Genomic DNA, 22525 nt, shown 5'->3' with positions numbered 1-22525 from the left:
CCGGAAGGGCGAGTCATGGGTGATGAGCAGCGGTTCGGGGAGTTCGTGGTCGTCCGGCGCCAGGAGAGCGGGACGGTCGCCGAGTTGGTGCTCGACCGGCCCAAGGCCATGAACGCCGTCTCCAGTGACATGGCGCGTTCCGTCGGTGCCGCGTGCGAGGCGCTGGGCGGCGACCGGGACGTGCGGGTAGTCGTCGTCACCTCCAGCAGCGAGCGGGCTTTCTGTGTGGGCGCCGACCTCAAGGAGCGCAACTCCTTCTCCGACGCCGAGCTGGTGCGCCAGCGGCCGGTGGCGCGGGCCGCGTACACGGGTGTGCTCGAACTGCCGATGCCGACGATCGCCGCCGTGCACGGGTTCGCGCTCGGCGGCGGCTTCGAGCTCGCGCTCGCCTGCGATCTGATCGTGGCCGACGCGAGCGCTGTCGTAGGGCTGCCGGAGGTGTCGGTGGGGGTGATCCCCGGCGGTGGCGGTACGCAGCTGCTGCCGCGCCGGGTCGGGGCCGCGCGGGCCGCCGAGCTGATCTTCACGGCGCGCCGTGTGGAGGCCGCGGAGGCGGCCGAGCTCGGGCTCGTGGACCAGGTGGTCGCGGCGGGGCAGGACCGCGCGGAGGCGCTGGCGCTCGCCGCGCGGATCGCTGCCAACTCGCCGGTCGGTCTGCGGGCCGCCAAGCGCGCGCTGCGGCTCGGTCACGGGCTCGATCTGCGGGCCGGGCTGGAGGTGGAGGACGCGGCCTGGCGGTCGGTGGCGTTCTCGGCGGACCGGGCCGAAGGGGTGGCCGCGTTCAACGAGAAGCGCGGGCCGCAGTGGCCGGGCGAGTGATCTGAAGAGGCCCGGGAGCCCGGGACGGACGCACTCAACTCACCCAAATGTCTGAAAAGTCCCTAACCTGGATCAATGGGAGAGGACGTCCGGCTGCGCGCCGTGGTGACGCTCGCGCAGGGCATGGCCGCTGCGCAGAGTCCGCGCGAGACCTGGCGGGCGGCCGCCCTCGGCGCCTGTCACGCGCTGTCCGGGAGCTTCGCCGCCCTGTCCGTGTGGGAGCGCGAGCGCGGCCGGCTCCGGGTCCTGGTGAACGTGGGGGACCGGGCCGAGGGGGAGGAGCGGTTCCCCGAGGCCGAGGCGTATCCGGTGCACCGGTTCCCGGAGATCGCCGAGTTCCTGCACGAGCGGTGGGCCGGCGGCGGCGAGCCGGACGCCTGGGTCGAGACAGCCGACGGCCCGGTCGACAGCGGCGGCTACTGCCACCAGCGGGTCGCCGCGCTGCGCCGGCGCGGGCGCGGCTGCTGTGTCGTCGCGCCGATCGTGCTGCACGGCCGGGCCTGGGGCGAGCTGTACGTGGCGCGGCCGACCGGCGCTCCGGTGTACGGGCCCGGGGACGCCGACTTCGCGACCGTGCTGGCGTCCGTGGTCGCGGCCGGGATCGCGCAGGCCGAGCGCCTCGAGGAAGCGCGGCGGCTCGCCTTCACCGACGCTCTGACCGGCCTCGCCAACCGGCGGGCCGTCGACATGCGCCTTGACGAGGCGGTGGAGCGGCACGCCACGGAGGGCGCGGTCGTCAGCCTCGTCGTCTGCGATCTGAACGGGCTCAAGCGGGTCAACGACACCCTCGGGCACGCCATCGGCGACCGGCTCCTGGAACGCTTCGGCTCGGTGCTCTCGCTGTGCGGGGCGATGCTGCCGGGAGCCCTCTCCGCGCGGCTCGGCGGTGACGAGTTCTGCCTGCTGGCCGTGGGGCCCTCCGCCGACGAGGTCGTACGCGTGGGGGACGAGCTCTGTTCCCGCGCCGCGGAGATGGAGATCGGGGACGGGGTGGCGGTCGGGATCGCCTCCACCGGCGACCCCATCGGCGAGGTGCGCAGCGCCCGTCGGCTGTTCCGGCTCGCCGACGCGGCGCAGTACCGGGCGAAGGCGCTGCGCGCCGCGAAGCCGGTGGTGGCGGGGCGGGACGGCGGGCTCGACGACCCGGTCGTACGGCTGGCCGACGCGCCGCCGGCGGTCCCCGGGGAGCGTCGGCGGATCAGGGGCCGGGAGCCGCGTCCCCCGAGTGAGGGGCCCTTCCGCAGGTAAGGGGCCCTCCCGGAACTCGGTCGTGACATCTTCGGATTCACTGTGTACGTTCCTGAATATGGATATGCACACTGTGGTGGTCGGGACAGCCGGGGTCACCGCGACCGACGTGGTCGCCGTGGCGCGCCGGGGCGCCCGGATCGAACTCTCCGAAGAGGCAGTGGCCGCGCTCACCGCGGCCCGTGGGATCGTCGACGCGCTCGCCGCGAAGCCGGACCCCGTCTACGGCGTCTCCACCGGGTTCGGCGCGCTCGCCAGCCGGCACATCAGCCCCGAACTGCGCGCGCAGCTGCAGCGCAACATCGTGCGCTCGCACGCGGCGGGCATGGGCCCGCGCGTCGAGCGCGAGGTCGTACGCGCGCTGATGTTCCTGCGCCTGAAGACCGTCTGCTCAGGCCACACCGGCGTGCGGCCCGAGGTCGCGCAGACCATGGCGGACGTCCTGAACGCCGGGATCACCCCGGTCGTGCACGAGTACGGGTCGCTCGGCTGTTCCGGCGACCTCGCGCCGCTCAGCCACTGCGCGCTCACCCTGCTCGGCGAGGGCGACGCCGAAGGGCCCGACGGTGTCGTGCGGCCCGCGGGTGAGCTGCTCGCCGAGCACGGCATCGCGCCGGTCGAGCTGCGCGAGAAGGAAGGGCTCGCCCTGCTCAACGGGACGGACGGCATGCTGGGCATGCTCGTCATGGCCCTCGACGACCTGGACAACCTCTACAAGGCCGCCGATGTGACGGCGGCCCTGACGCTGGAGGCGCTGCTCGGCACGGACAGGGTCCTCGCGCCCGAGCTGCACGCCATCCGGCCGCACCCCGGCCAGGCCGCGGCCGCCGCCAACATGGCGGCCGTGCTGGCCGGTTCGGGGCTGACGGGCCATCACCAGGACGACGCGCCGCGCGTGCAGGACGCGTACTCCGTGCGGTGCGCCCCGCAGGTCGCCGGGGCCGGCCGGGACACCATGGCGCACGCGCGCCTCGTGGCCGAGCGGGAGCTGGCGGCGGCCGTCGACAACCCCGTGGTGCTGCCCGACGGGCGCGTCGAGTCCAACGGCAACTTCCACGGCGCGCCGGTCGCGTACGTGCTGGACTTCCTGGCCATCGCGGCGGCCGACCTGGGGTCGATCACCGAGCGGCGCACGGACCGACTGCTCGACAAGAACCGCTCGCACGGCCTGCCGCCGTTCCTCGCGGACGACGCCGGCGTCGATTCGGGCCTGATGATCGCCCAGTACACGCAGGCGGCGCTGGTCAGCGAGATGAAGCGGCTCGCCGTGCCCGCCTCCGCGGACTCGATCCCGTCGTCGGCGATGCAGGAGGACCACGTCTCGATGGGCTGGTCCGCCGCGCGGAAGCTGCGGACGGCCGTCGACAACCTCGCGCGGATCGTCGCCGTGGAGCTCTACGCGGCCACGCGCGGCATCGAACTGCGGGAGGGCCTCGAAGCCGCGCCGGCGTCGCGGGCGGTCATCGCCGCCGCGCGACAGGCCGGGGTCGAGGGGCCGGGACCCGACCGGTTCCTGGCGCCGGATCTCGCCGCCGCGGACGCGTTCGTGCGCAGCGGCGCGCTGGTGACGGCCGTCGAGACGGTGACCGGGCCCCTCGCGTAGGTCCGCTCCCCGGGTCGCACCCCGGGCGCGTCAGATGGGCGCCTCCAGGGAGCGGCCCCGGCGGACCGAGTACGCCACGAATCCGACGCCCAGGCCCAGGAACGCCGAGCCGCCGATCACGTACGGGGTCGTGTCGAACGTCCCCGTGTCGGCCAGTCTGAGCTGCTGGTCCGACTGGGCGTCGACCGCGGCCGCGGTGGCGGTCCGGTCCTGATCGGTGCTGGCGGGGTGCTCGGGGTTGGCTGTGGCATTGGGGACGAACCACAGGGCGGCCAGGAGCGTCCCGGCGGCGGTGGCGGTGAACAGTGATCGACGTGCGGCGGACACGGAAGCGATCCCCCTTGTGGCGCTGGCGAATTGGCCGTGTGGGCCGATGTTAGTGAAAGGGGCGGGTCACGGGAAAGTCACGAGCGGAGCGGGTCGTACGCTCCGGCGTATGAGCACTGATGAGACGTCACGTTTTGTTCGCCTGAAGGTGGAATTGGTCCTGGAGGTCGCCGACGCGGAGGCGCTGATGGGCGCCGCACTCCAGCGCGTCGCCGAGGACGAGGCGATGCCCGCCGAGGAGCGCGCGCACGCCGAGCACGCCGTACAGGAGGACGAGGCGGAGGCCGTCGCGTACCTCGTGGACCCGTTCGACCTGGTCGGCGACGTGCCGGGCGCCGAGCTGGTGCAGGCCTCGTGGTCCAGCGAACAGGTCGACTACGACCCCGATTCGCCGGACTGGGACCTCGACGAGGATGATGACGCGGAGGGCGGCGAGGAGCGCGAGTAACGGCTGACGTACCGGGGCACGGGAACCCCGGGCGGCCATCGCCGCCCGGGGGCTCCGGACGTGGCGTCCCCCACATCGGGGCGTTTTCGGGAACGGGATGAACCAGTCAGCGCGTTGTCCAAGCGTAAGGGGAACCCCTGTGTTCTCCGTGAGCGGACTCGGGGCAGTCGGGGAAGCCGGGAAAGTCGGAATTCGGCGACTATGGAGAAGCGTGTGATGACGGACGGTAAGCGGCGCAAGGGTCTGATGGCCGCGTCCGCTGTGCTCGGTGGCGTGCTGGTGCTCTCCGCGTGCAGCGGGAGCGACGGCGACTCGGCCACCTCGTCGAGCGGCAAGAAGGAGTCGCAGGCGCAGGCGGACGAGGCCGCGGCGAAGAAGACCTCACAGGCCGAGATCAAGATCGCCCCGAAGGACGGCTCCGACAACGCGAGCATCAACAACGCGGCGAAGGTCACCGTGAGCAAGGGCTCGCTCACCGAGGTCACGATGACCACGGCCGACGGCACGGCGGTCGCCGGCCAGATATCCGCGGACAAGAAGAGCTGGAAGCCGACGAACCAGCTCGAGCGGGCGACGACGTACAAGATCGCCGCTACGGCGAACGACTCGGAGAACCGCGCCGCGCACGAGAACGCGTCGTTCACCACGGTCTCCCCGAGCAACAGCTTCATAGGCAACTTCACGCCGGAGGACGGCTCGACCGTGGGCGTGGGCATGCCCGTGTCGATCAACTTCGACAAGGCGATCACGAACAAGTCGGACGTGCAGTCGCACATCACGGTGTCGTCCAGCAGCGGCCAGCAGGTCGTCGGCCACTGGTTCAACGCCAACCGGCTCGACTTCCGCCCCGAGGACTACTGGACGGGCAACTCCACGGTCACCCTCAAGCTCGACCTCGACGGCGTCGAGGGCGCGAGCGGTGTGACCGGTGTCCAGCAGAAGACCGTCACCTTCAAGGTCGGTCGCAACCAGGTCTCCACGGTCGACGCGAAGACCAAGACGATGACCGTCACCCGGGACGGGAAGACGGTCAAGACCATCCCGATCTCCGCCGGTTCGCCCGAGAACAAGACGTACCAGGGCCAGATGGTGATCTCCGAGAAGTTCAAGGAGACCCGGATGAACGGGGCGTCGGTCGGCTTCACGGACGACGACGGCAAGGGCGAGTACGACATCAAGGACGTGCCGCACGCGATGCGCCTGTCGAACTCCGGCACGTTCATCCACGGCAACTACTGGGGCGCCAAGTCGATCTTCGGCTCGGTCAACACCAGCCACGGCTGTGTCGGCCTCTCCGACGCCAAGGGTGCGAACGACTCCAGCACGCCGGGCGCCTGGTTCTACGACAACTCCATGGTCGGTGACGTCGTCATCGTGAAGAACACCGGTGACAAGACCGTCGCCCCGGACAACGGCCTCAACGGCTGGAACCTGAGCTGGGCGGACTGGAAGGCCGGTTCGGCCGCCTGATCCACGTACTCCCGTGAAGCCCCGGCACGCACCGCGTGCCGGGGCTTCACGCTGTTCGGATTCATGCTGTTTTCACCGGGCACCTAGGAAGACCGCATGCAACACACAGCTCAGTGCCAAGCAGTGTCCTTACTGTCCGCCTCATGTTCTTCACCTACCTCCGGCGTGAATTGAGACGACGCCGCAAGGCGGCCCTCGTCGTCGCCTCCGGGCTCGCGCTCGGCATCGCGCTCGTCATCACGGTCACCTCCGTCTCGGCCGGGATGAAGCAGGCCCAGGGCAAGGTCCTCGAATCGCTCTACGGCCTCGGCACCGACATGACCGTCACCAAGGCGGCCGAGGCGCCGTCGAAGAGCGGGTCGGGCGACCGGCCCAACTTCAAGTTCGACGCCAAGGGCGACGACAGCGACGACGACTCGGAGCAGTCCACCGACCGGGTCATGACGGCCGGCGGCCAGACCCTCAAGTCGTCGCTGGTCTCCGACGTCGCCGACCAGCGGGGCGTCGGCTCCGCGACCGGCGCGCTCCAGCTCAGCGTCATGAAGGTCTCCGGCTCCTTCACCCAGGGCAAGGCGACCACCGGCGGCTCGGGCTCCGGCTCCGCCGAGGGCGGACAGCCGGGCGGTCAGGGCGGCGGAGGCGGCCAGGGCGGCGTGCAGGGCGGCGGCGCCAACTTCGACGTCAACTCGTACTCCGTGTACGGCATCGACGTCGCGCACCAGGGCCTCGGACCGCTCTCCACCATGGAGATCACCAAGGGGCGGACCTTCAAGGCCGCCGAGACGAACGCCAAGATCGCGGTCCTCTCGAAGTCCTACGCCAAGGAGAACTCCAAGGCCGTCGGGGACACCCTCACCATCAACAAGGTGAAGTACGAGGTCGTCGGCATCGCGCAGGCGAGCAGCAGCGACTCGACCGGTGACGTCTACCTGCCGCTGAAGCAGGCCCAGACACTCGCCGACGCCAAGAACAAGGTCTCCACGATCTACGTCAAGGCGACCGACTCGAAGCAGATCGACACCGTCAAGGCGACCATCAAGAAGAACATCTCGGGAACCACGGTCACCACGTCCTCGGACCTCGCCGACTCGGTCTCCGGCTCCCTGTCGACCGCCTCCGACCTCGCCTCCAGCGTGGGCAAGTGGCTGTCGATCGTGGTACTCGCCGCGGCCGTCCTGGTCGCCGCGCTGCTCACCTCGTCGGCCGTGTCGCGGCGCGTGCGGGAGTTCGGCACACTCAAGGCGCTCGGCTGGAAGTCGGGGCGCGTCACCCGGCAGGTCGCCGGTGAGGCGATCGTCAACGGGCTCATCGGCGGTGTCCTCGGCATCGCGCTCGGCCTCGTCGCCGCGTACGCCGTCACGGCGTTCAGCCCGACCCTCACCGCCCAGCTCGGCTCCAGCGGCGGGCAGAGCGGCGGTCCCGGTGGCGGTGGCATGGGCGGCGGGCCCGGCGGCGGCGGTCGCCAGGCGGCCTCCAGCACCGTCGACGTCGCACTCTCCGCGCCGGTCAGCCTCTCCACCATCGCGCTCGCCGCGGCGCTCGCCATCGCGGGCGGCCTGATCGCCGGGGCGTACGGCGGCTGGCGGGCCTCGCGGCTGCGCCCGGCGGACGCGCTGCGCCGCGTCGAATAGCCGAACCGCCCCCCTTCTTTGCCGACCAGGCCTGAACAGGAGTTCCCCATGTACGAGTTGACCGGCGTGACCAAGCAGTACCGGCGCGGCAAGGAGACCGTCGACGCCCTGCGCGGCGTCGACCTGACGGTGGCGGACGGCGGCCGGCTCGTCATCCAGGGCCCGACGGGCGGCGGCAAGTCGACGCTGCTGCAGATGCTCGGCGGCCTCGACCGGCCCACCGCGGGCAGCGTCGTCCTGGACGGCGTCGACCTCGCGACGCTCTCCGAGGCCAAGCTGACCCGGGTGCGCAGCGAGAAGATCGGCATCATCTTCCAGTCCTTCAACCTCATCCCGACGCTCACCGCGCAGGAGAACGTCGAGACGGCCCTGGTGCCGCTCGGCCTGAAGGTCGCCGAGCGGCGCGAGCGGGCCGCGGAGGCGCTGAAGTCGGTCGGCCTCGGTGAGCGCCTCACGCATCTGCCCTCCGAGATGTCCGGCGGCCAGCAGCAACGCGTCGCCATCGCGCGGGCGTTGGTGAAGAACCCGAAGGTGCTGCTCGCCGACGAGCCCACGGGCAACCTCGACGAGTCGACCCGGGACGAGATCATGGACGTACTCGAAGGGTTGTGGCGGGAACACGGGCTGACGTTCATCATGGTCACCCACGACTCGACCCTGGCGAAGAAGGCCCCCCGAGTGGCCACCATCCGCAAGGGCCGGATCACGGTGACGGAGAAGGCCGCGGCCTGACACCCCCGGAGGGGCCCGCGCAACGGGTCTCATCCGGTTCTCATCCTCACCTCACACAACCCTTACAGCGCCCCCATACGTTTCGCCGCAGCGGGAGCAGCAGCCGACGGACGTCGCTGCCGCTCCCGCTGATTCCTGTCAGCGCCCCGAGTCGGGGCCGTCATCGGCGAGGCTTCGATGTTCTTCACCTATCTCAGGCGTGAGCTGCGCCGGCGCAGAAAGGCGGCTCTCGTCGTCGCCTCCGGCCTCGCACTCGGTATCGCGCTGGTCATCGTGGTCAACTCCGTGTCCTCGGGCATGAGCCAGGCGCAGGACAAGGTCCTGCAGTCCCTGTACGGCCTGGGCACCGACATGACCGTCACCAAGGCCGCCGCCGCGCCCAAGGAGGGCGAGACCGGCCGGCCGCGCTTCAACTTCGACGCCAAGGACAGCGACTCCGACAAGGAGCAGAGCACCGACCGGGTGATGGTGCAGGGGTTCCAGACCCTCGCCTCGACCACGGTCACCAAGGTCGCGGCGCAGAAGGGCGTCGACGACACCGTGGGCGGGCTCAGCCTTCAGGTGATGAAGGTCAGCGGCCAGTTCACGCGCGGCCAGTTCAAGCAGGACCAGCAGCAGGGCGGCGGAACCGGGCGGGGCGGCCCCGGCGGCGGCAGCGGGCAGCCGCAGGGCCGCGTCGAGGGCGGCGGCGCCAACTTCGACGTCAACTCCTACTCCGTGTTCGGCACCGACGTCACCAAGCAGAACCTCGGCCCGCTGACCTCCTCGAAGATCACCAAGGGGCGGACCTTCAAGACGTCGGAGACGGACTCCAAGGTCGTCGTCGCCGATGCCTCGTACGCCAAGGAGAAGAAGCTCGCGGTCGACGACAGCGTCACCGTGAAGGGCACGAAGTACAAGGTCATCGGTATCGCGACGCCCGACAGCGGGGACGCGGCCGCCAACCTGTACCTGCCGCTGAAGCAGGCCCAGACGCTCGCCGACACCAAGAACAAGGTGACGACGGTCTACGTCAAGGCGACCGACTCGCAGCAGATCGACGCCGTCAAGTCGACGATCCAGAAGAACATCAGCGGCACGACGGTCACCACGTCCGCCGACCTCGCCGACACCGTCTCCGGGTCGCTGTCCACCGCCTCGAACCTCGCCTCGAACGTCGGCAAGTGGCTGTCCATCGCGGTGCTCGTGGCCGCGTTCCTGGTGGCCGGCCTGCTCACGTCCTCGGCCGTGTCGCGGCGCGTGCGGGAGTTCGGCACGCTCAAGGCGCTCGGCTGGAAGTCGGGCCGGGTGACGCGCCAGGTCATCGGTGAGGCCGTGGTCAACGGGCTCATCGGCGGTGTCCTCGGCATCGCCGTCGGTCTCGCGGGCGCCTACGCCGTCACCGCCATCAGCCCCACCCTCTCCGCCCAACTCGGCTCCACCGGCGGGCAGATGGGCGGCGGCCCCGGTGGCGGCGGCGGCTTCGGCGGCGGCATGGGGCGCCAGGCCGCGGGCGCGAGCAGCAAGACCCTCGACATCGCGCTCAGTGCCCCGGTCTCCGCCACCACCATCGCCCTCGCGGTCGGCCTCGCCGTCGCGGGCGGTCTGATCGCGGGCGCGTTCGGCGGCTGGCGGGCCTCGCGCCTGCGCCCGGCGGACGCGCTGCGCCGCGTCGAGTAGCAGCGGCCCTGCACGGGCATCCAACCCCCTTTCGTATCGCAGGAGTTGCACCATGTATGAACTCAGAGGCGTCACCAAGCAGTACCGGCGGGCCAAGGACACCGTCGACGCGCTCGCGGGCGTCGACCTGACCATCGGCGACGGCGACCGGCTCGTCATCCAGGGCCCCACGGGCGGCGGCAAGTCGACGCTGCTGCAGATGCTCGGCGGCCTCGACCGGCCCACCGCGGGCAGCGTCGTCCTCGACGGCACCGACCTGGCCAAGCTGCCCGAGGCCCGGCTCACCAAGGTCCGCGCCGAGTCCATCGGGTTCGTCTTCCAGTCCTTCAACCTCATCCCGACGCTGACCGCGCAGGAGAACGTCGAGACCGCCCTCGTGCCGCTCGGCCTGAAGGGTGCCGAGCGGCGCGAGCGGGCCGCCGAGGCGCTGAAGTCCGTCGGCCTCGGTGAGCGCCTCACGCATCTGCCCTCCGAGATGTCCGGCGGCCAGCAGCAACGCGTAGCCATCGCGCGGGCGTTGGTGAAGAACCCGAAGGTGCTGCTCGCCGACGAGCCCACGGGCAACCTCGACGAGTCCATGCGGGACGAGATCATGGACGTACTCGAAGCCCAGTGGAAGGAACACGGGCTGACGTTCATCATGGTCACCCACGACTCGGCGATCGCCCGGAAGGCGCCGCGCGTCGCGACGATCCGCAAGGGCCGGATCTCCGTGAAGGAGAACAGCGGCGCGCGCTGACCCGTCCGAAGCAACCTGTGGGCCCCCTGTGACCTCTTCATGCGGGGGGTCACCTGCGATCCCCCCATGCGTGAACTACCTTCGCCAGGGGGAAAGTTGCACAGATATCTACATAGCGGACCGCGCCGTGCTGCGGTCGTCGTCGCCGGGGCCGCGGCCGTCGCGCTGGCCGCGGGGCTGACCGTCCCGGCCGGTGCCGCCGCGCCGGCCGGCTCCGCGCGGCTCGCGAAGGACACCGCGGCCAAGAGGTACGTCACGCTCATCACCGGTGACCGGGTCGCGCTCGACGCGAAGGGCAAGCCCGTCGGGCTGCAGCGGGCCGAGGGGCGGGCCCACATACCCGTACAGAAGCGAATAGTCGACGGGCACACCTACGTGGTGCCCCTCGACGCGCAGCGGCTCGTCGCCTCGGGCAAGCTCGACCAGCGTCTCTTCGACGTCACGGAGCTGTCCAAGGCGTCGTACCGCACGGCGCGCAAGAACGACCTGCGGGTCATCGTCGGCTACAAGGGCGCCGCCACCGCCGCCAGGGCCGAGGTGCGCGACGCCGGTGGCACCAAGGTCCGCCGCGCGCTCAAGACGCTCAACGCCGACGCGGTCACCACGCCCAAGGGCGACGCGGCCGAGCTGTGGGACGCGGTGACGAACGGCAAGGGCGCCACGGCCTCCGGCGTCAGCCGCGTCTGGCTCGACGGGATCCGCCGGGCCAGCCTCGACAAGTCGGTGCCGCAGATCGGCGCGCCCAAGGCCTGGGCCGCCGGGTACGACGGCAAGGGCGTCAAGATCGCCGTCCTGGACACGGGCGTCGACGCCACGCACCCCGACCTGAAGGACCAGGTCGTCGAGGCGAAGAACTTCTCGGCCGCCGCCGACGCCACCGACCACTTCGGGCACGGTACGCACGTCGCGTCCATCGCGGCCGGCACCGGTGCCAAGTCCGGCGGCAAGTTCAAGGGCGTCGCCCCGGGCGCCGAGCTCATCAGCGGCAAGGTCCTCGACGACAGCGGCTTCGGCGACGACTCCGGCATCCTGGCCGGCATGGAGTGGGCGGCCGCGCAGGGCGCCGACGTCGTCAACCTCAGCCTCGGCGGCGGCGACAGCCCGGAGATCGACCCGCTGGAAGCCGAGGTGAACAAGCTCTCGGCGGAGAAGGGCGTCCTCTTCGCCATCGCCGCGGGCAACGACGGCCCGCATTCCGTCGGCTCGCCCGGCAGCGCCGACGCGGCGCTCACCGTCGGCGCCGTCGACGACCAGGACAACCTCGCCGACTTCTCGTCGACCGGGCCGCGCGTCGGCGACGGCGCGATCAAGCCGGACGTGACCGCGCCGGGCGTCGACATCACGGCCGCCGCGGCCCCCGGCAGCGTCATCGACAAGGAGGTCGGCCAGAACCCCGACGGGTACCTCACGATCTCCGGTACGTCGATGGCGACACCGCACGTCGCGGGCGCCGCCGCGATCCTCAAGCAGCAGCACCCCGACTGGACGTACCAGGAGCTCAAGGGCGCGCTCGTCGGCTCCACGAAGGGCACCGCGGGGCTCAACCCGTTCGAGCAGGGCAGCGGCCGCATCCAGGTCGACAAGGCCATCACGCAGACCGTGTTCGCCGAGCCCGTCTCGGTGAGCTTCGGACTCGCGCAGTGGCCGCACACCGACGACCCGGCGATCACCAAGAAGGTGACGTACCGCAACACCGGCACCGCCGACGTCACCCTCGACCTCGCGGTCTCCGCCACCGACCCGAAGGGGCAGGCCGCCCCGGCCGGCTTCTTCACGCTGGGCGCCACGAAGGTCACCGTCCCGGCGGGCGGCACCGCCTCCGTCGACCTGACCGCGAACACCAGGCTCGGCGGCACCGTCGACGGCGCCTACTCCGCGTACGTGACGGCGACGGGCGGCGGCCAGTCGGTGCGCACGGGCGCCGCGGTGCAGCGCGAGATCGAGTCGTACGACGTGACGCTGAAGCACATCGGGCGGGACGGGAAGCCGGCCAAGGGCTTCGACACGAGCCTCTTCCCGCTGACCGAGGGCTCGGGCCTCGACTACGTGGGCGTCCCCGACGACGGCTCGGGCACGGCCAAGGTCCGTGTCCCGAAGGGGAGTTACGTCCTCAACGAGGCCCTGGTCGTCGACCCCGACGACTTCTCCAAGGGCGCCGACTGGCTCGTCCAGCCGAAGCTGAGCGTCACCAAGAACAGCACGGTCACGCTGGACGCCCGTACCACCAAACCGGTCGACATCACCCTGCCGGCCACCGGTCTCGAAGGCGTCCTGGCCGCACCGGACTTCACGGTGGAGACGGCCGACTCGGGTATGTCCACCGGCTGGCTCCTCGACTCGTACGCCAACTTCCGTACGGCGCAGGTCGGTCCGGCGCCGACGGGCGTCACGATGTCCCATCTGTGGAGCGCGGTGCTGCGCAAGGGCGCGACGGAGGAGTACGACGTGTTCTCCGGTGGCCCGGTGAAGAACTTCCCCACGGGCTACACCAAGCACTACAAGGCGTCCGAGCTGGCCACGGTCAAGGGCGGCCTCGGCGCGTCCGCCGCGGACAAGACCGGTTCCCTCAGTGTGCTGGGCGAGCTGCCCGGCTACGGCGGCGGCTGGTCCGTCGCGATCCCGCAGAAGCTGCCCGGTACCCGTACCTTCCACCTGACCACGGGTGACAAGGTGAAGTGGGGCATGCAGTTCGAGCAGAACGGCCCGGAGGACAGCGACGGCTGGCCGACCACGGAGGCCGGGTACACGCTGGGCACCCCGCAGACGTTCAAGGCCGGGCAGGCGTACGAGAAGACCTTCAACACGGCTGTCGTCGGGCCGCGTATCGGAGGCACGTACGGTCTGTACCGCGACGGCAACGCGATCTACGGCTCGCTGCCGGTGTACGCCGACGGCAAGACGCACGCGGGCTACTCCGTGTACTCCTCGGCCGTCACGACGCTCTACCGCAACGGCACCAAGGTCGGCAGCAACGACGACCCGCTGTACGGGGAGAAGACGTTCAAGGTGCCCGCGGGCGACGCCGCGTACAAGCTGACCACCTCGGTCAAGCGCAGCGCGAAGATCGGGACCGCCACCACCAAGGTCAACGCCAGCTGGTCGTTCCGCTCGAAGAAGACGGCCGACACCACCAGGCTCCCGGCCTCCGGCATCCGCTTCGCCGCGGCCGTCGGCCTGGACAGCAAGGTGACCGCCGGCAAGACCCAGTCGGTCCCGGTCACGGTGCAGGGCGCGGCAGCGGGCAGCAACCTCAAGTCCCTTGCCGTGTACGTCTCGTACGACTACGGGACGACCTGGAAGAAGGTGACCGTCAAGAACGGGAAGATCTCCGTCAAGAACCCCGCCAAGGGCAAGGCGGTCTCCTTCCACGCCAAGATCACCGACAAGAAGGGCAACCTGTCGACGATCTCGGTCTACAACGCGTACTACGGCAAGTAGGCGCAGGCTGATATCGCGGGTGACCCGCTCCGGCTCACGGCCGGGGCGGGTCACTCCGTCAGCGGGGCGTCCTCGGAAGGAACCGCGTCCGTGCCCCAGCTGGCCAGCAGCCGCAGGGCGTCCGCGGCCGGTGAGGCGGGCTCCGCGTGGTACACGCACAGGTACTGCTCGTCGTCGTCCGGCAGGTGCAGCGTCTCGTAGGACAGGGTCAGCTCGCCGACCAGCGGATGCCGCATCCGCTTCACGCCGTGCCCCTTCTCCTTGACGTCGTGCGTGGCCCACAGTCGCCTGAACTCCTCGCTCTTGACGGAGAGTTCACCGACGAGCGCCGACAGCGCCGGGTCGTCCGGGTGCTGGCCCGCGTACAGCCGCAGATAGCTGACCATGTCGGAGGCCTTGGAGTCCCAGTCGCGGAACAGGTCCCGGTAGCCCGGGTCGAGGAACGTCAGCCGCGCCCAGTTGCGCTCGGCCGGCGCGAGCTTCCCCCAGTCGCCGAAGAGCGCCGCCGCCATCCGGTTCCACGCGAGGATCTCCGACCGTGCCCCGCCCACGTACGCGGGCACGCCCTCCATCGAGTCGAGCAGCTGCCGCAGCCCCGTCCGCACCGTCTGCCGCCGCGGCACCCGGTTCTTCCTGCGCTGCTGCCTCGGCTTGGCGAGGCGGGTCAGATGCGTCTGCTCGGCGTCGCTCAGCCGCAGGGCGCGCGCGATCGCGTCGAGCACCTCCGCCGACACATTGCGCCCGTTGCCCTGCTCCAGACGCGTGTAGTACGCCACCGAGACCCCGGCCAGCTGCGCCAGCTCCTCACGCCGCAGCCCGGGCACCCGCCGGTGCCGCCCGTGCGAGGAGACCCCCACGTCCTCCGGCTTGAGCCGGGCCCGCCGGGTGCGCAGGAACTCACTGAGCTCGGCCCGCTGGTCGAGACCGTCGGACTGGGCCGGGTTGTCGTCCATGGCGTCCATGACATCGAGTATTCCCCGACTTACGCCTCCGAGCCTGACCCCGTCAGTAGTAGGACCATTGGACGTACGCAAAGCGGTGACCTGGGTGAATGCGATCGGAGCAGGCACGCTGGGGACCATGACTACGACTGTTGCCGCATACGCCGCACCCAGCGCCAAGGCCCCGCTGGAGCGCACCACCATCGAGCGCCGCACGGTCGGCGAGCACGACGTACTCATCGACATCAAGTTCGCCGGCATCTGCCACTCCGACATCCACCAGGCCCGCGAGGGCTGGGGCGAGGCCATCTTCCCGATGGTCCCCGGCCACGAGATCGCTGGTGTCGTCTCCGAGGTCGGCCCCGGTGTGACGAAGTTCAAGGTCGGCGACCGCGTCGGCGTCGGCTGCATGGTCGACTCCTGCCGCGAGTGCGAGCCCTGCCTCAGCGGCCAGGAGCAGCACTGCGTCCGCGGGAACGTCGGCACGTACAACGCCATCGGCAAGGACGGCGAGCCCACCTACGGCGGCTACGCGCAGAAGGTCGTCGTCGACGAGGCCTTCACCGTCGGCATCCCCGAGGGCGTCGCCCTCGACGTGGCGGCCCCGCTGCTCTGCGCCGGCATCACCACCTACTCCCCGCTCAAGCACTGGGGCGCGGGCCCCGGCAAGAAGGTCGCCGTGGTCGGTCTCGGCGGTCTCGGCCACATGGGTGTCAAGATCGCGCACGCCCTCGGCGCGGAGGTCACCGTCCTGTCGCAGTCGCTGCGCAAGAAGGACGACGGCCTGAAGCTGGGCGCGGACCACTACTACGCGACCAGCGACCCGAAGACGTTCGAGGAGCTCGCGGGCTCCTTCGACATCATCCTGTCCACGGTGTCGGCGCAGGTCGACTTCGGCGCGTACCTGGGCCTGCTCAAGACGGGCGGCGCCCTGGTGAACGTCGGCGCCCCCGAGGAGCCGATCTCCCTCAACCTGTTCTCCCTCATCGGCGGCAACAAGACCCTCGCCGGCTCGATGATCGGCGGCATCGCCGAGACCCAGGAGATGCTCGACTTCTGCGCCGAGCACGGTCTGGGCGCCGAGATCGAGCTGATCGAGGCCAGCCAGGTCAACGAGGCGTACGAGCGCGTCCTCAACTCGGACGTGCGCTACCGCTTCGTGATCGACGCGGCCACGATCTGAGCATGACCCGGTAGGTAATCGACGCCCTCCCCGGGCTCCGGCAGGATCACGTGCGCAGCCACAGCGAGCGAACGCACCGCGTATCCCGCCGGACCCGAGGAGGGCTTCTCCATGACCGCCTACGCCATAGCCGTACTGCGTCCCACGGCCCCGTTGCACCCCGACGTCCTGGAATACATCGAGCGGGTGCAGGGCACGTTCGCGCCGTTCGGTGGCCGCTTCCTCTCGCACGGCAAGAAGAGTGAGTGGGTGGAGGGCGAGCCGTTCGGTGACCTGGTCATGGTCGAGTTCCCCGACCTCGCCCACGCCCACGACTGGTACGCGTCCCCCGCCTATCAGGAGATCCTGCCGCTGCGCACGGACCACATCCCCGGCGAGATGATCTTCCTGGAGGGTGTGCCGGCCGACTACGACGCGGCGCGCACGGCGGCGGCGATGCGCGCCGCGTCGTAAGGACCCGACCGCACGTTCTGTACGGGTACGGGTACGGGCGCGGGCTCAGCCGGCCCGACCCGGGTCGTCGCTCAGCGCGGCGGCGGTCAGGGTGAGGTGCCGGACCAGTACCGCGGCCGCGGTGTCGGCGTCGCGGGCCAGCGCCGCCTCCTCCAGCATGTGGTGTTCCTTCGCGCCGTCCCGGTCGGGGTCGCGGTGGGCGGACCAGCGGCGGGTCAGCTCGCTCGCGGTCCACAGACGGTCGAAGGTGTCCAGCAGGGCGAGGTTGCCGCACCCTTCCAGCAGTGTGCGGTGGAAGATCCGGTGGGCCTCGGCCCAAGCGGCGGTGTAGTACTCGCCCTCCTCCGGCACGAACGCGGGGGTGCGCGCCAGGCGATGGTGGGCCGCCCGCACGCGGGCCTCCCAGTCGACGTCGCCGCGCTCGACGGACATGCGCAGAACCACCGGTTCGATGGTCCGGCGGGCCTCCGCGATCTCCTGCCAGCGGCGGTCGGAGAAGGACGGGACCGCGAATCCGCGGTTGGGCAGCCGGTCGGCGAGCCCCTCACCGACCAGCCGCACGAGCGCCTCCCGCGTGACGGCCAGGCTGACGCCCTGTTCCCTGGCGAGGTCCTGCGGTTTGAGGGCATCACCCGGGGCGAAGCCGCCGCGCATGATCGCGTCCCGCAGGTGTGCGTGGACCTGCTCGGAGAGCATCTGCTTTCCGGAGGGGGCCGGGCTGTGAGGCGGCGTGTCGGTCATGACCTCAGCGTAGACGATTCTCGGGATAATCGATTATTGGTGTTACGGTCGATTGTGTGGTGGGCGGGCCAACCGCACACCGCCCTCAGTGCACAGCCCTGAAAGGACAACGCGTGAACGCCGCCAACAACCCCTTCGCCCGCCTCCCCGAGGCCGCGTCCTTCACCGTCACCAGCACCACCGTCACCGACGGGGCCGCCTGGCCGCCCGCGCAGCACGCCTCCGGCCTGCCCGGCGGGCGGGACAGCTCCCCGCAGCTGTCCTGGAGCGGCGCCCCGGACGGCACCAAGAGCTACGCCGTCACCGTCTACGACCCCGATGCCCCCACCGGCTCCGGGTTCTGGCACTGGGCGGTCGCCGACATCCCCGCCACCGTCACCGAACTGCCCGAGGGCGCGGGGGACGACACGGGCACCGAGCTGCCCGACGGCGCCCACCAACTGCCCAACGACGCCCGCGCCGCCCGCTACATAGGCGCCGCCCCGCCCGCCGGACACGGCCCGCACCGCTACTTCGTCGTGGTGCACGCCCTCGACGTCGCCTCCATCGGCGTACCGGCCGACGCCACCCCGGCCGTCCTCGGCTTCACCATGGCCGGCCACACCCTCGGCCGCGCGGTGCTGATCGCCACCGCCGAGACCTCAGCCTGACGGCGCCGCCCAACTCCCGGGAGAACCAACCACGATGCACCTCGACGACCTCCCCGCCTCCATTCGCCCCGACGACGGCTCTACGGACCTGAACGCCGTCCGAGAAGTCAGCCGTGCCATCAGCGCGGCCCACCTGCCCATCTACCTCGCCCCCGAAGGCGCCCAGGAGGCGGCCGAGTTCGGCGTGACCGACCGCGGACCGGCGTACCTGGCGTTCCGGTCGGCCGCGATGGGCGCGGTTCCGTGGCAGGTCACGCTCGCGGCCTTCTACAACTTCAGCCCTCGGGCGGTCCGGGCCATGGCGGGCGTGTGGGACGCCGCGCCGCCCGAGCGGTGGCAGGCCGCCCGCTTCCTGGCCGCCGGACGGGCGATGCGACGTGTCGGCGTGCACATCCCGGCCGGCCAACTCGCCGAGGCGCGCTCGCTGATAGACCCGGTCGTCGCCCGCGCCGACTACGCGGGCAAGGTGCTGGCCGCCGCGAACGCGTCCGTCGCGCTTCCGTCCGATCCGCTCGTCGCGCTGTGGCAGCAGATCACGGTGGCCCGCGAGTGGCGCGGCGACGCGCATCTCGTCGTGCTCGCCGGCAACGGCCTCGGGCCGTGCGACTGCCTGGTCCTGCACACCGCGACGGGCGCCCTCCCGACAGCTCTCGTACGGGCGACCCGCCAATGGGACGACGAGGAGTGGGGCGAGGCGACGGCTCGCCTTGTCGCGCGCGGCTGGCTCGACGCCGACTCCAGGCTCACCGGCGCGGGCAGCGCGGCGCGCGAGCGGATCGAGGTGGAGACGGACGAGCGCTGCGCCGCGCTGTGGGCCCCGATCGGCACCGCGGGCGCCCACCGCTTCGCGTCGCTCATCGCGCCGATCGCCGAGGCGTTCGCCGCGGCGGGGACGTTTCAGGGCGCTGGTTCGGCTTGAGCCCGCGGCAATAGGGGCGGACGAGAGGGACATCGCGGAGCTGGCAGGCCGCCGCCGGATCGTTCCGCAAATTGTTTTGCGGAGGAGCGGGCCGCACCCCCTCATGGCTGCGTCCATCGTGCTCATGGCCTTCGATGACGCGCCTCCGCTCGTCTACACGGAGGCTTCGTACAGCGGCAACACCACGGACGATCCGGCTCTCGTGAAGCAGTATCGAAAGGCATACGATCGGCTCAGGGCCGTCGCGCAGGCACCGGACGTGTCCCTGGCCATGATCGAGGCAGCGGCAGAGGAATCCCGAAATGGCAAGCAGCCGGACCGACTTGGGTGACGCGCTCTGGTTCAAGAGCAGCTACAGCAATGGCGACGGCGGGAACTGCGTCGAGGTCGCCGAAGGCACCCCGGGAATCGTCCCGGTCCGTGATTCCAAGAACCCCGCCGGCGGCATCATTGTGGTCGCCGATACAACCTGGTCCGCGTTCATCGCAGAGGTGCGCGCACGCTGAGCGCGTCCGGGGCATCAGCTCGGCGTCGCCACCAAACGCGTTGCCAACCGCTCCTGCCCCGGATACGCCCGCTCCGCCGGAACCAGCCCGGCCGCGGACTCGTCATCGCCCGCGGCCACCAGCTCCCGCACCTTCCGCGCGACCGGCGTGACATCCGTGACGGAGGCCAGCCACTCGTCCGCGTACAGCCGCACCGCCTCCCCGGACAGGCCGAGTTGGAGTGAGCGGTGTAGTAGTGGCTGAAGCCGCAGATCGCGCTCCGGGTCCCACTGCACCCGCGCGGGCGCCTGCCTCAACTCCCGCTTCCAGGCGGCCTGATCGGCGTGCACCCCGGACTCATAGCTCGACAGACACGCATGCCGCAGCGCCCACTCGAAGCCCGACCGGTCGATTTCCAGGGCGAGTACGACCTCCTGGCCGGGCTTCGTGGCCCAGCCGCAGCGGTACATCATCCACAGGAACGACGGCTTGATCCACGTCATCCGGTCCCGCTTCCAACCGGCCGGGAAACGGCCGTCGCGTGCCGCAGGCAGACCGATCTCCGGTGGGTACGCCTGATAGACCGTGACGGTCGACTCCGTGTACCGGGCCCGGATCTCGTGACGGACGTGCGGGGATGTCGCGTTCATGGCTGACAGCGTGGTCGCCCGGGGCGGGGGACCGCCACCGAATAAGCCCGGCGGCGCTCAGGCCCGCAAACTCGCCGGCGACCCCCCATTCGCCTCGTACCCCGCAACCGCCAGCGCCCGGTACACCGCGTACGACGACGCCGGGTCCTCCTCCGCCGTCCACGGAATGGCGCCCACATGCCCGTCGACGCGCAGCAGTTGCTGCATCGCCTCGGCCCAGCGCTCGCCGCGGACGAGGAAGAACACCAGCAGGTGGCGTACGTGGGAGAGCATCGGGTCGTCGGGGCGGGCCGCGCTCACCGCGAAGAGGGCGCCGTGCAGCGCCTTCGTCACGACCTCGCTCTCGTAGAAGTTGCGGACGAGGTTGAGGTCGGGCATGTGCTCGTACAGGGCGAAGAGGGGGAGGGCGGCGAGCAGCGAACCGCGCGGGGCGCGTGCCGCGGCCGCCTCGGCGAACGCGAACGCCTCCTCGCGCGAGCCGTGCCACTTCTCCGTCCAGTAGCGCAGGCCCGCGAGATGCGCGCCCATGTGCCCGGGGGCGGTGTCCAGGATCTTCAGCCACAGCTGCTCGAACTCGGGGCGCGCGTAGCCGAGGCCGCGCGCGACCGCGAGGTGCGTGATGTGGGGGACCGGGTCACCGGGGGCGAGGAGAGCGGCCTGTTCGCAGGCGCCCCGCGCCTCCTCCAGGATGATCCGCTGCTCGTCCGGGGTGCCGCCGTTGCGCCAGGCCTGCTGCACCAGGAACTCGGCGAAGACCTGCGCCCCGCCCGCGTCCTTGGGTTGCTGCGAGCGCCACGCGTGCAGCCACCCGGCGCCAAGGCGCGGCGTCTGCTGCAGCTCGATGGCGGCGGCCCCCGCGATCGCCTGTACCCGCTCCCACCTGGTCTCGGTCTCCTTGCCGGTGCCGGCGAGCAATTGCGAAGCGGCCGTGAAATCTTGATTGCGCTGTACGACGGCCATCACGTTCAGGAGGTCCTGGTCGGGGCCCGGCAGCCGGACGTCCAGCTCCTCCTGCCGTACGAAGCCGTAGTCCGCCGGATCCGCGGCGTCGGGCGATCCCGGGGCGACCTGACGGATACCGCCACCGCCGCCGCGCCGCCGCAGCATCACCACCCAGGCGATCATCAGCACGGCCATCAGGACCCAGAGAATTCCCATACCTTCAAAGTTAACCGAGGCGGCGCGAGGACCGCGGCCCACTATTCTCGGGGCACATGAGCGACACCCACAGCCAAAACGGCGCCCCCCGCGGGTTCGAGACGACCGCCATCCACGCCGGGAACACGGCCGACCCGGCCACCGGCGCCGTCGTCCCGCCGATCTACCAGGTCTCCACGTACAAACAGGACGGCGTGGGCGGCCTGCGCGGCGGCTACGAGTACAGCCGCAGCGCCAACCCGACACGCACCGCCCTGGAAGAGAACCTGGCCGCACTCGAAGGCGGGCGCCGCGGCCTCGCCTTCGCCTCCGGGCTCGCCGCCGAGGACTGCCTGCTGCGGGCGCTGCTGAGCCCCGGCGACCACGTGGTCATCCCGAACGACGCGTACGGCGGCACGTTCCGCCTCTTCGACAAGGTCGCCTCGCGGTGGGGCGTGGAGTGGTCCGTCGCCGATACGAGTGACGTCGACTCGGTGCGCGCCGCGATCACCCCGAAGACCAAGGCCGTCTGGGTCGAGACGCCCTCGAACCCGCTGCTCGGCATCACCGACATCGCCGCCGTCGCCCAGGTGGCCCGCGAGGCGGGCGCCCGGCTCGTCGTCGACAACACCTTCGCCAGCCCGTACCTGCAGCAGCCCCTCGCGCTCGGCGCCGACATCGTCGTGCACTCGCTGACGAAGTACATGGGCGGCCACTCGGACGTCGTCGGCGGCGCGCTGATCGTCAACGACCAGGGGCTCGCCGACGAGCTGGCGTACCACCAGAACGCCATGGGCGCGGTCGCCGGACCGTTCGACGCCTGGCTCGTCCTGCGCGGCATCAAGACGCTGCCCGTGCGCATGGACCGGCACAGCGAGAACGCCACCCGCGTCGCCGAGATGCTCTCCCGCCACCCGCGCGTCACCAAGGTCCTCTACCCGGGCCTGCCCGGGCACCCCGGCCACGAGATCGCCGCCAAGCAGATGAAGGCGTTCGGCGGCATGGTGTCGTTCCAGGTGGAAGGCGGCGAGGAGGCGGCGGTCGAGGTCTGCAACCGCGCCAAGCTCTTCACGCTCGGCGAGTCCCTGGGCGGCGTCGAGTCCCTCATCGAGCACCCGGGCCGCATGACGCACGCCTCCGTCGCGGGCTCGGCCCTCGAAGTGCCCGCCGACCTCGTCCGCCTCTCCGTGGGCATCGAGTCCGTCGACGACCTGCTCGCCGACCTCCAGCAGGCGCTCGACAACAAGTAACT

Annotated in this window: 21 protein-coding genes and 1 pseudogene; 17 read left to right on the top strand and 5 right to left on the bottom strand. The window is 71.0% G+C overall.

What is annotated here, in order from left to right; translation table 11 throughout:
* The first annotated feature begins 15 nt into the window (after positions 1 to 15).
* From AB0J02_RS29305 to hutH, 3 genes are all read left to right on the top strand, one after another.
* A complete protein-coding gene (locus AB0J02_RS29305) occupies positions 16 to 819 on the top strand; it encodes an enoyl-CoA hydratase-related protein (protein WP_363196801.1) in 804 nt (267 codons plus the stop codon).
* Positions 820 to 894: 75 nt separating this feature from the next.
* On the top strand, positions 895 to 2067 hold the full coding sequence (locus tag AB0J02_RS29300) for a sensor domain-containing diguanylate cyclase (protein ID WP_363196800.1): 1173 nt from the start codon (positions 895 to 897) through the stop codon (positions 2065 to 2067).
* A 64-nt stretch (positions 2068 to 2131) separates the two neighbouring features.
* Positions 2132 to 3670, top strand: coding sequence for a histidine ammonia-lyase (hutH, locus tag AB0J02_RS29295; RefSeq protein WP_363196921.1), 1539 nt, complete (start codon positions 2132 to 2134; stop codon positions 3668 to 3670).
* Between the two features lie 30 nt (positions 3671 to 3700).
* Here hutH and AB0J02_RS29290 read toward each other — a convergent pair whose 3' ends face one another.
* Entirely contained in the window at positions 3701 to 3997 is a 297-nt protein-coding gene (locus AB0J02_RS29290) for a hypothetical protein (protein WP_363196799.1), read from the bottom strand.
* A gap of 109 nt (positions 3998 to 4106) precedes the next feature.
* On the opposite strand from AB0J02_RS29290, the gene AB0J02_RS29285 reads away from it, so the two are divergent.
* The 7 genes from AB0J02_RS29285 to AB0J02_RS29255 all read left to right on the top strand — a co-directional run bounded on the left by AB0J02_RS29285 (position 4107) and on the right by AB0J02_RS29255 (position 14114).
* Positions 4107 to 4445: a hypothetical protein gene (locus tag AB0J02_RS29285; RefSeq protein ID WP_363196798.1), complete on the top strand. Its 339-nt coding sequence runs from the start codon at positions 4107 to 4109 to the stop codon at positions 4443 to 4445.
* Positions 4446 to 4646: 201 nt separating this feature from the next.
* A complete protein-coding gene (locus AB0J02_RS29280; protein ID WP_363196797.1) occupies positions 4647 to 5915 on the top strand; it encodes an Ig-like domain-containing protein in 1269 nt (422 codons plus the stop codon).
* Between the two features lie 143 nt (positions 5916 to 6058).
* On the top strand, positions 6059 to 7546 hold the full coding sequence (locus AB0J02_RS29275; protein ID WP_363196796.1) for an ABC transporter permease: 1488 nt from the start codon (positions 6059 to 6061) through the stop codon (positions 7544 to 7546).
* A 48-nt stretch (positions 7547 to 7594) separates the two neighbouring features.
* On the top strand, positions 7595 to 8278 hold the full coding sequence (locus AB0J02_RS29270; RefSeq protein WP_363196795.1) for an ABC transporter ATP-binding protein: 684 nt from the start codon (positions 7595 to 7597) through the stop codon (positions 8276 to 8278).
* 177 nt (positions 8279 to 8455) lie between these two features.
* Positions 8456 to 9937 (top strand): ABC transporter permease, encoded by a 1482-nt coding sequence (locus tag AB0J02_RS29265; RefSeq protein ID WP_363196794.1) that lies wholly within the window; start codon positions 8456 to 8458, stop codon positions 9935 to 9937.
* 52 nt (positions 9938 to 9989) lie between these two features.
* The gene (locus AB0J02_RS29260; RefSeq protein WP_363196793.1) at positions 9990 to 10676 is read left to right on the top strand and encodes an ABC transporter ATP-binding protein; all 687 of its coding nucleotides are present in this window, start codon (positions 9990 to 9992) and stop codon (positions 10674 to 10676) included.
* 96 nt (positions 10677 to 10772) lie between these two features.
* Complete coding sequence (locus AB0J02_RS29255) at positions 10773 to 14114, top strand: S8 family peptidase (protein WP_363196792.1); 3342 nt, start codon at positions 10773 to 10775, stop codon at positions 14112 to 14114.
* 50 nt (positions 14115 to 14164) lie between these two features.
* Here the strand turns inward: AB0J02_RS29255 and AB0J02_RS29250 are convergent, their stop codons facing one another.
* Positions 14165 to 15076: a helix-turn-helix transcriptional regulator gene (locus AB0J02_RS29250; RefSeq protein WP_363196791.1), complete on the bottom strand. Its 912-nt coding sequence runs from the start codon at positions 15074 to 15076 to the stop codon at positions 14165 to 14167.
* 118 nt (positions 15077 to 15194) lie between these two features.
* Here AB0J02_RS29250 and AB0J02_RS29245 point away from each other — a divergent pair, with 118 nt between their 5' ends.
* Positions 15195 to 16238 carry an NAD(P)-dependent alcohol dehydrogenase gene (locus AB0J02_RS29245; protein WP_363196790.1) on the top strand — a complete coding sequence of 348 codons (1044 nt, stop codon included), beginning with the start codon at positions 15195 to 15197 and terminating at the stop codon, positions 16236 to 16238.
* A gap of 111 nt (positions 16239 to 16349) precedes the next feature.
* The gene (locus AB0J02_RS29240; protein ID WP_363196789.1) at positions 16350 to 16691 is read left to right on the top strand and encodes a DUF1330 domain-containing protein; all 342 of its coding nucleotides are present in this window, start codon (positions 16350 to 16352) and stop codon (positions 16689 to 16691) included.
* 45 nt (positions 16692 to 16736) lie between these two features.
* Here the strand turns inward: AB0J02_RS29240 and AB0J02_RS29235 are convergent, their stop codons facing one another.
* Positions 16737 to 17432, bottom strand: coding sequence for a GntR family transcriptional regulator (locus AB0J02_RS29235; protein WP_363196788.1), 696 nt, complete (start codon positions 17430 to 17432; stop codon positions 16737 to 16739).
* 113 nt (positions 17433 to 17545) lie between these two features.
* Here AB0J02_RS29235 and AB0J02_RS29230 point away from each other — a divergent pair, with 113 nt between their 5' ends.
* From AB0J02_RS29230 to AB0J02_RS29215, 4 genes and pseudogenes are all read left to right on the top strand, one after another.
* Positions 17546 to 18082 carry a YbhB/YbcL family Raf kinase inhibitor-like protein gene (locus tag AB0J02_RS29230; protein WP_363196787.1) on the top strand — a complete coding sequence of 179 codons (537 nt, stop codon included), beginning with the start codon at positions 17546 to 17548 and terminating at the stop codon, positions 18080 to 18082.
* Between the two features lie 34 nt (positions 18083 to 18116).
* Positions 18117 to 19001, top strand: coding sequence for a hypothetical protein (locus AB0J02_RS29225; protein ID WP_363196786.1), 885 nt, complete (start codon positions 18117 to 18119; stop codon positions 18999 to 19001).
* Positions 19002 to 19032: 31 nt separating this feature from the next.
* Positions 19033 to 19332 (top strand): annotated as a pseudogene (locus AB0J02_RS29220) (Scr1 family TA system antitoxin-like transcriptional regulator); the annotation flags it as partial.
* Complete coding sequence (locus AB0J02_RS29215) at positions 19304 to 19507, top strand: DUF397 domain-containing protein (RefSeq protein ID WP_363196785.1); 204 nt, start codon at positions 19304 to 19306, stop codon at positions 19505 to 19507. The pseudogene AB0J02_RS29220 and the gene AB0J02_RS29215, both read left to right, overlap by 29 nt.
* Positions 19508 to 19521: 14 nt before the next feature.
* Here the strand turns inward: AB0J02_RS29215 and AB0J02_RS29210 are convergent, their stop codons facing one another.
* Positions 19522 to 20136 (bottom strand): DUF4291 domain-containing protein, encoded by a 615-nt coding sequence (locus AB0J02_RS29210; RefSeq protein ID WP_363196784.1) that lies wholly within the window; start codon positions 20134 to 20136, stop codon positions 19522 to 19524.
* A 57-nt stretch (positions 20137 to 20193) separates the two neighbouring features.
* Positions 20194 to 21294: a hypothetical protein gene (locus AB0J02_RS29205; RefSeq protein WP_363196783.1), complete on the bottom strand. Its 1101-nt coding sequence runs from the start codon at positions 21292 to 21294 to the stop codon at positions 20194 to 20196.
* Positions 21295 to 21350: 56 nt separating this feature from the next.
* Here AB0J02_RS29205 and AB0J02_RS29200 point away from each other — a divergent pair, with 56 nt between their 5' ends.
* Positions 21351 to 22523, top strand: a complete 1173-nt coding sequence (locus AB0J02_RS29200) for a cystathionine gamma-synthase (RefSeq protein ID WP_363196782.1) — start codon at positions 21351 to 21353, stop codon at positions 22521 to 22523.
* The last annotated feature ends 2 nt before the right edge of the window (positions 22524 to 22525 follow it).

The sequence above is a fragment of the Streptomyces sp. NPDC050264 genome, from assembly GCF_040655895.1.
Taxonomy (GTDB): domain Bacteria; phylum Actinomycetota; class Actinomycetes; order Streptomycetales; family Streptomycetaceae; genus Streptomyces.
This window is presented reverse-complemented; position numbering and strand designations above follow the sequence as displayed.

Coding starts and splice junctions, on each gene's coding strand:
- AB0J02_RS29305 (WP_363196801.1), top strand. CDS start 16: ATGGGTGATGAGCAGCGGTTCGGGGAGTTCGTGGTCGTCCGGCGCCAG.
- AB0J02_RS29260 (WP_363196793.1), top strand. CDS start 9,990: ATGTATGAACTCAGAGGCGTCACCAAGCAGTACCGGCGGGCCAAGGAC.
- AB0J02_RS29215 (WP_363196785.1), top strand. CDS start 19,304: ATGGCAAGCAGCCGGACCGACTTGGGTGACGCGCTCTGGTTCAAGAGC.
- AB0J02_RS29265 (WP_363196794.1), top strand. CDS start 8,456: ATGTTCTTCACCTATCTCAGGCGTGAGCTGCGCCGGCGCAGAAAGGCG.
- AB0J02_RS29200 (WP_363196782.1), top strand. CDS start 21,351: ATGAGCGACACCCACAGCCAAAACGGCGCCCCCCGCGGGTTCGAGACG.
- AB0J02_RS29210 (WP_363196784.1), bottom strand. CDS start 20,136: ATGAACGCGACATCCCCGCACGTCCGTCACGAGATCCGGGCCCGGTAC.
- AB0J02_RS29300 (WP_363196800.1), top strand. CDS start 895: ATGGGAGAGGACGTCCGGCTGCGCGCCGTGGTGACGCTCGCGCAGGGC.
- AB0J02_RS29235 (WP_363196788.1), bottom strand. CDS start 17,432: ATGACCGACACGCCGCCTCACAGCCCGGCCCCCTCCGGAAAGCAGATG.
- hutH (WP_363196921.1), top strand. CDS start 2,132: ATGCACACTGTGGTGGTCGGGACAGCCGGGGTCACCGCGACCGACGTG.
- AB0J02_RS29280 (WP_363196797.1), top strand. CDS start 4,647: ATGGAGAAGCGTGTGATGACGGACGGTAAGCGGCGCAAGGGTCTGATG.
- AB0J02_RS29250 (WP_363196791.1), bottom strand. CDS start 15,076: ATGGACGCCATGGACGACAACCCGGCCCAGTCCGACGGTCTCGACCAG.
- AB0J02_RS29275 (WP_363196796.1), top strand. CDS start 6,059: ATGTTCTTCACCTACCTCCGGCGTGAATTGAGACGACGCCGCAAGGCG.
- AB0J02_RS29205 (WP_363196783.1), bottom strand. CDS start 21,294: ATGGGAATTCTCTGGGTCCTGATGGCCGTGCTGATGATCGCCTGGGTG.
- AB0J02_RS29225 (WP_363196786.1), top strand. CDS start 18,117: ATGCACCTCGACGACCTCCCCGCCTCCATTCGCCCCGACGACGGCTCT.
- AB0J02_RS29285 (WP_363196798.1), top strand. CDS start 4,107: ATGAGCACTGATGAGACGTCACGTTTTGTTCGCCTGAAGGTGGAATTG.
- AB0J02_RS29245 (WP_363196790.1), top strand. CDS start 15,195: ATGACTACGACTGTTGCCGCATACGCCGCACCCAGCGCCAAGGCCCCG.
- AB0J02_RS29270 (WP_363196795.1), top strand. CDS start 7,595: ATGTACGAGTTGACCGGCGTGACCAAGCAGTACCGGCGCGGCAAGGAG.
- AB0J02_RS29240 (WP_363196789.1), top strand. CDS start 16,350: ATGACCGCCTACGCCATAGCCGTACTGCGTCCCACGGCCCCGTTGCAC.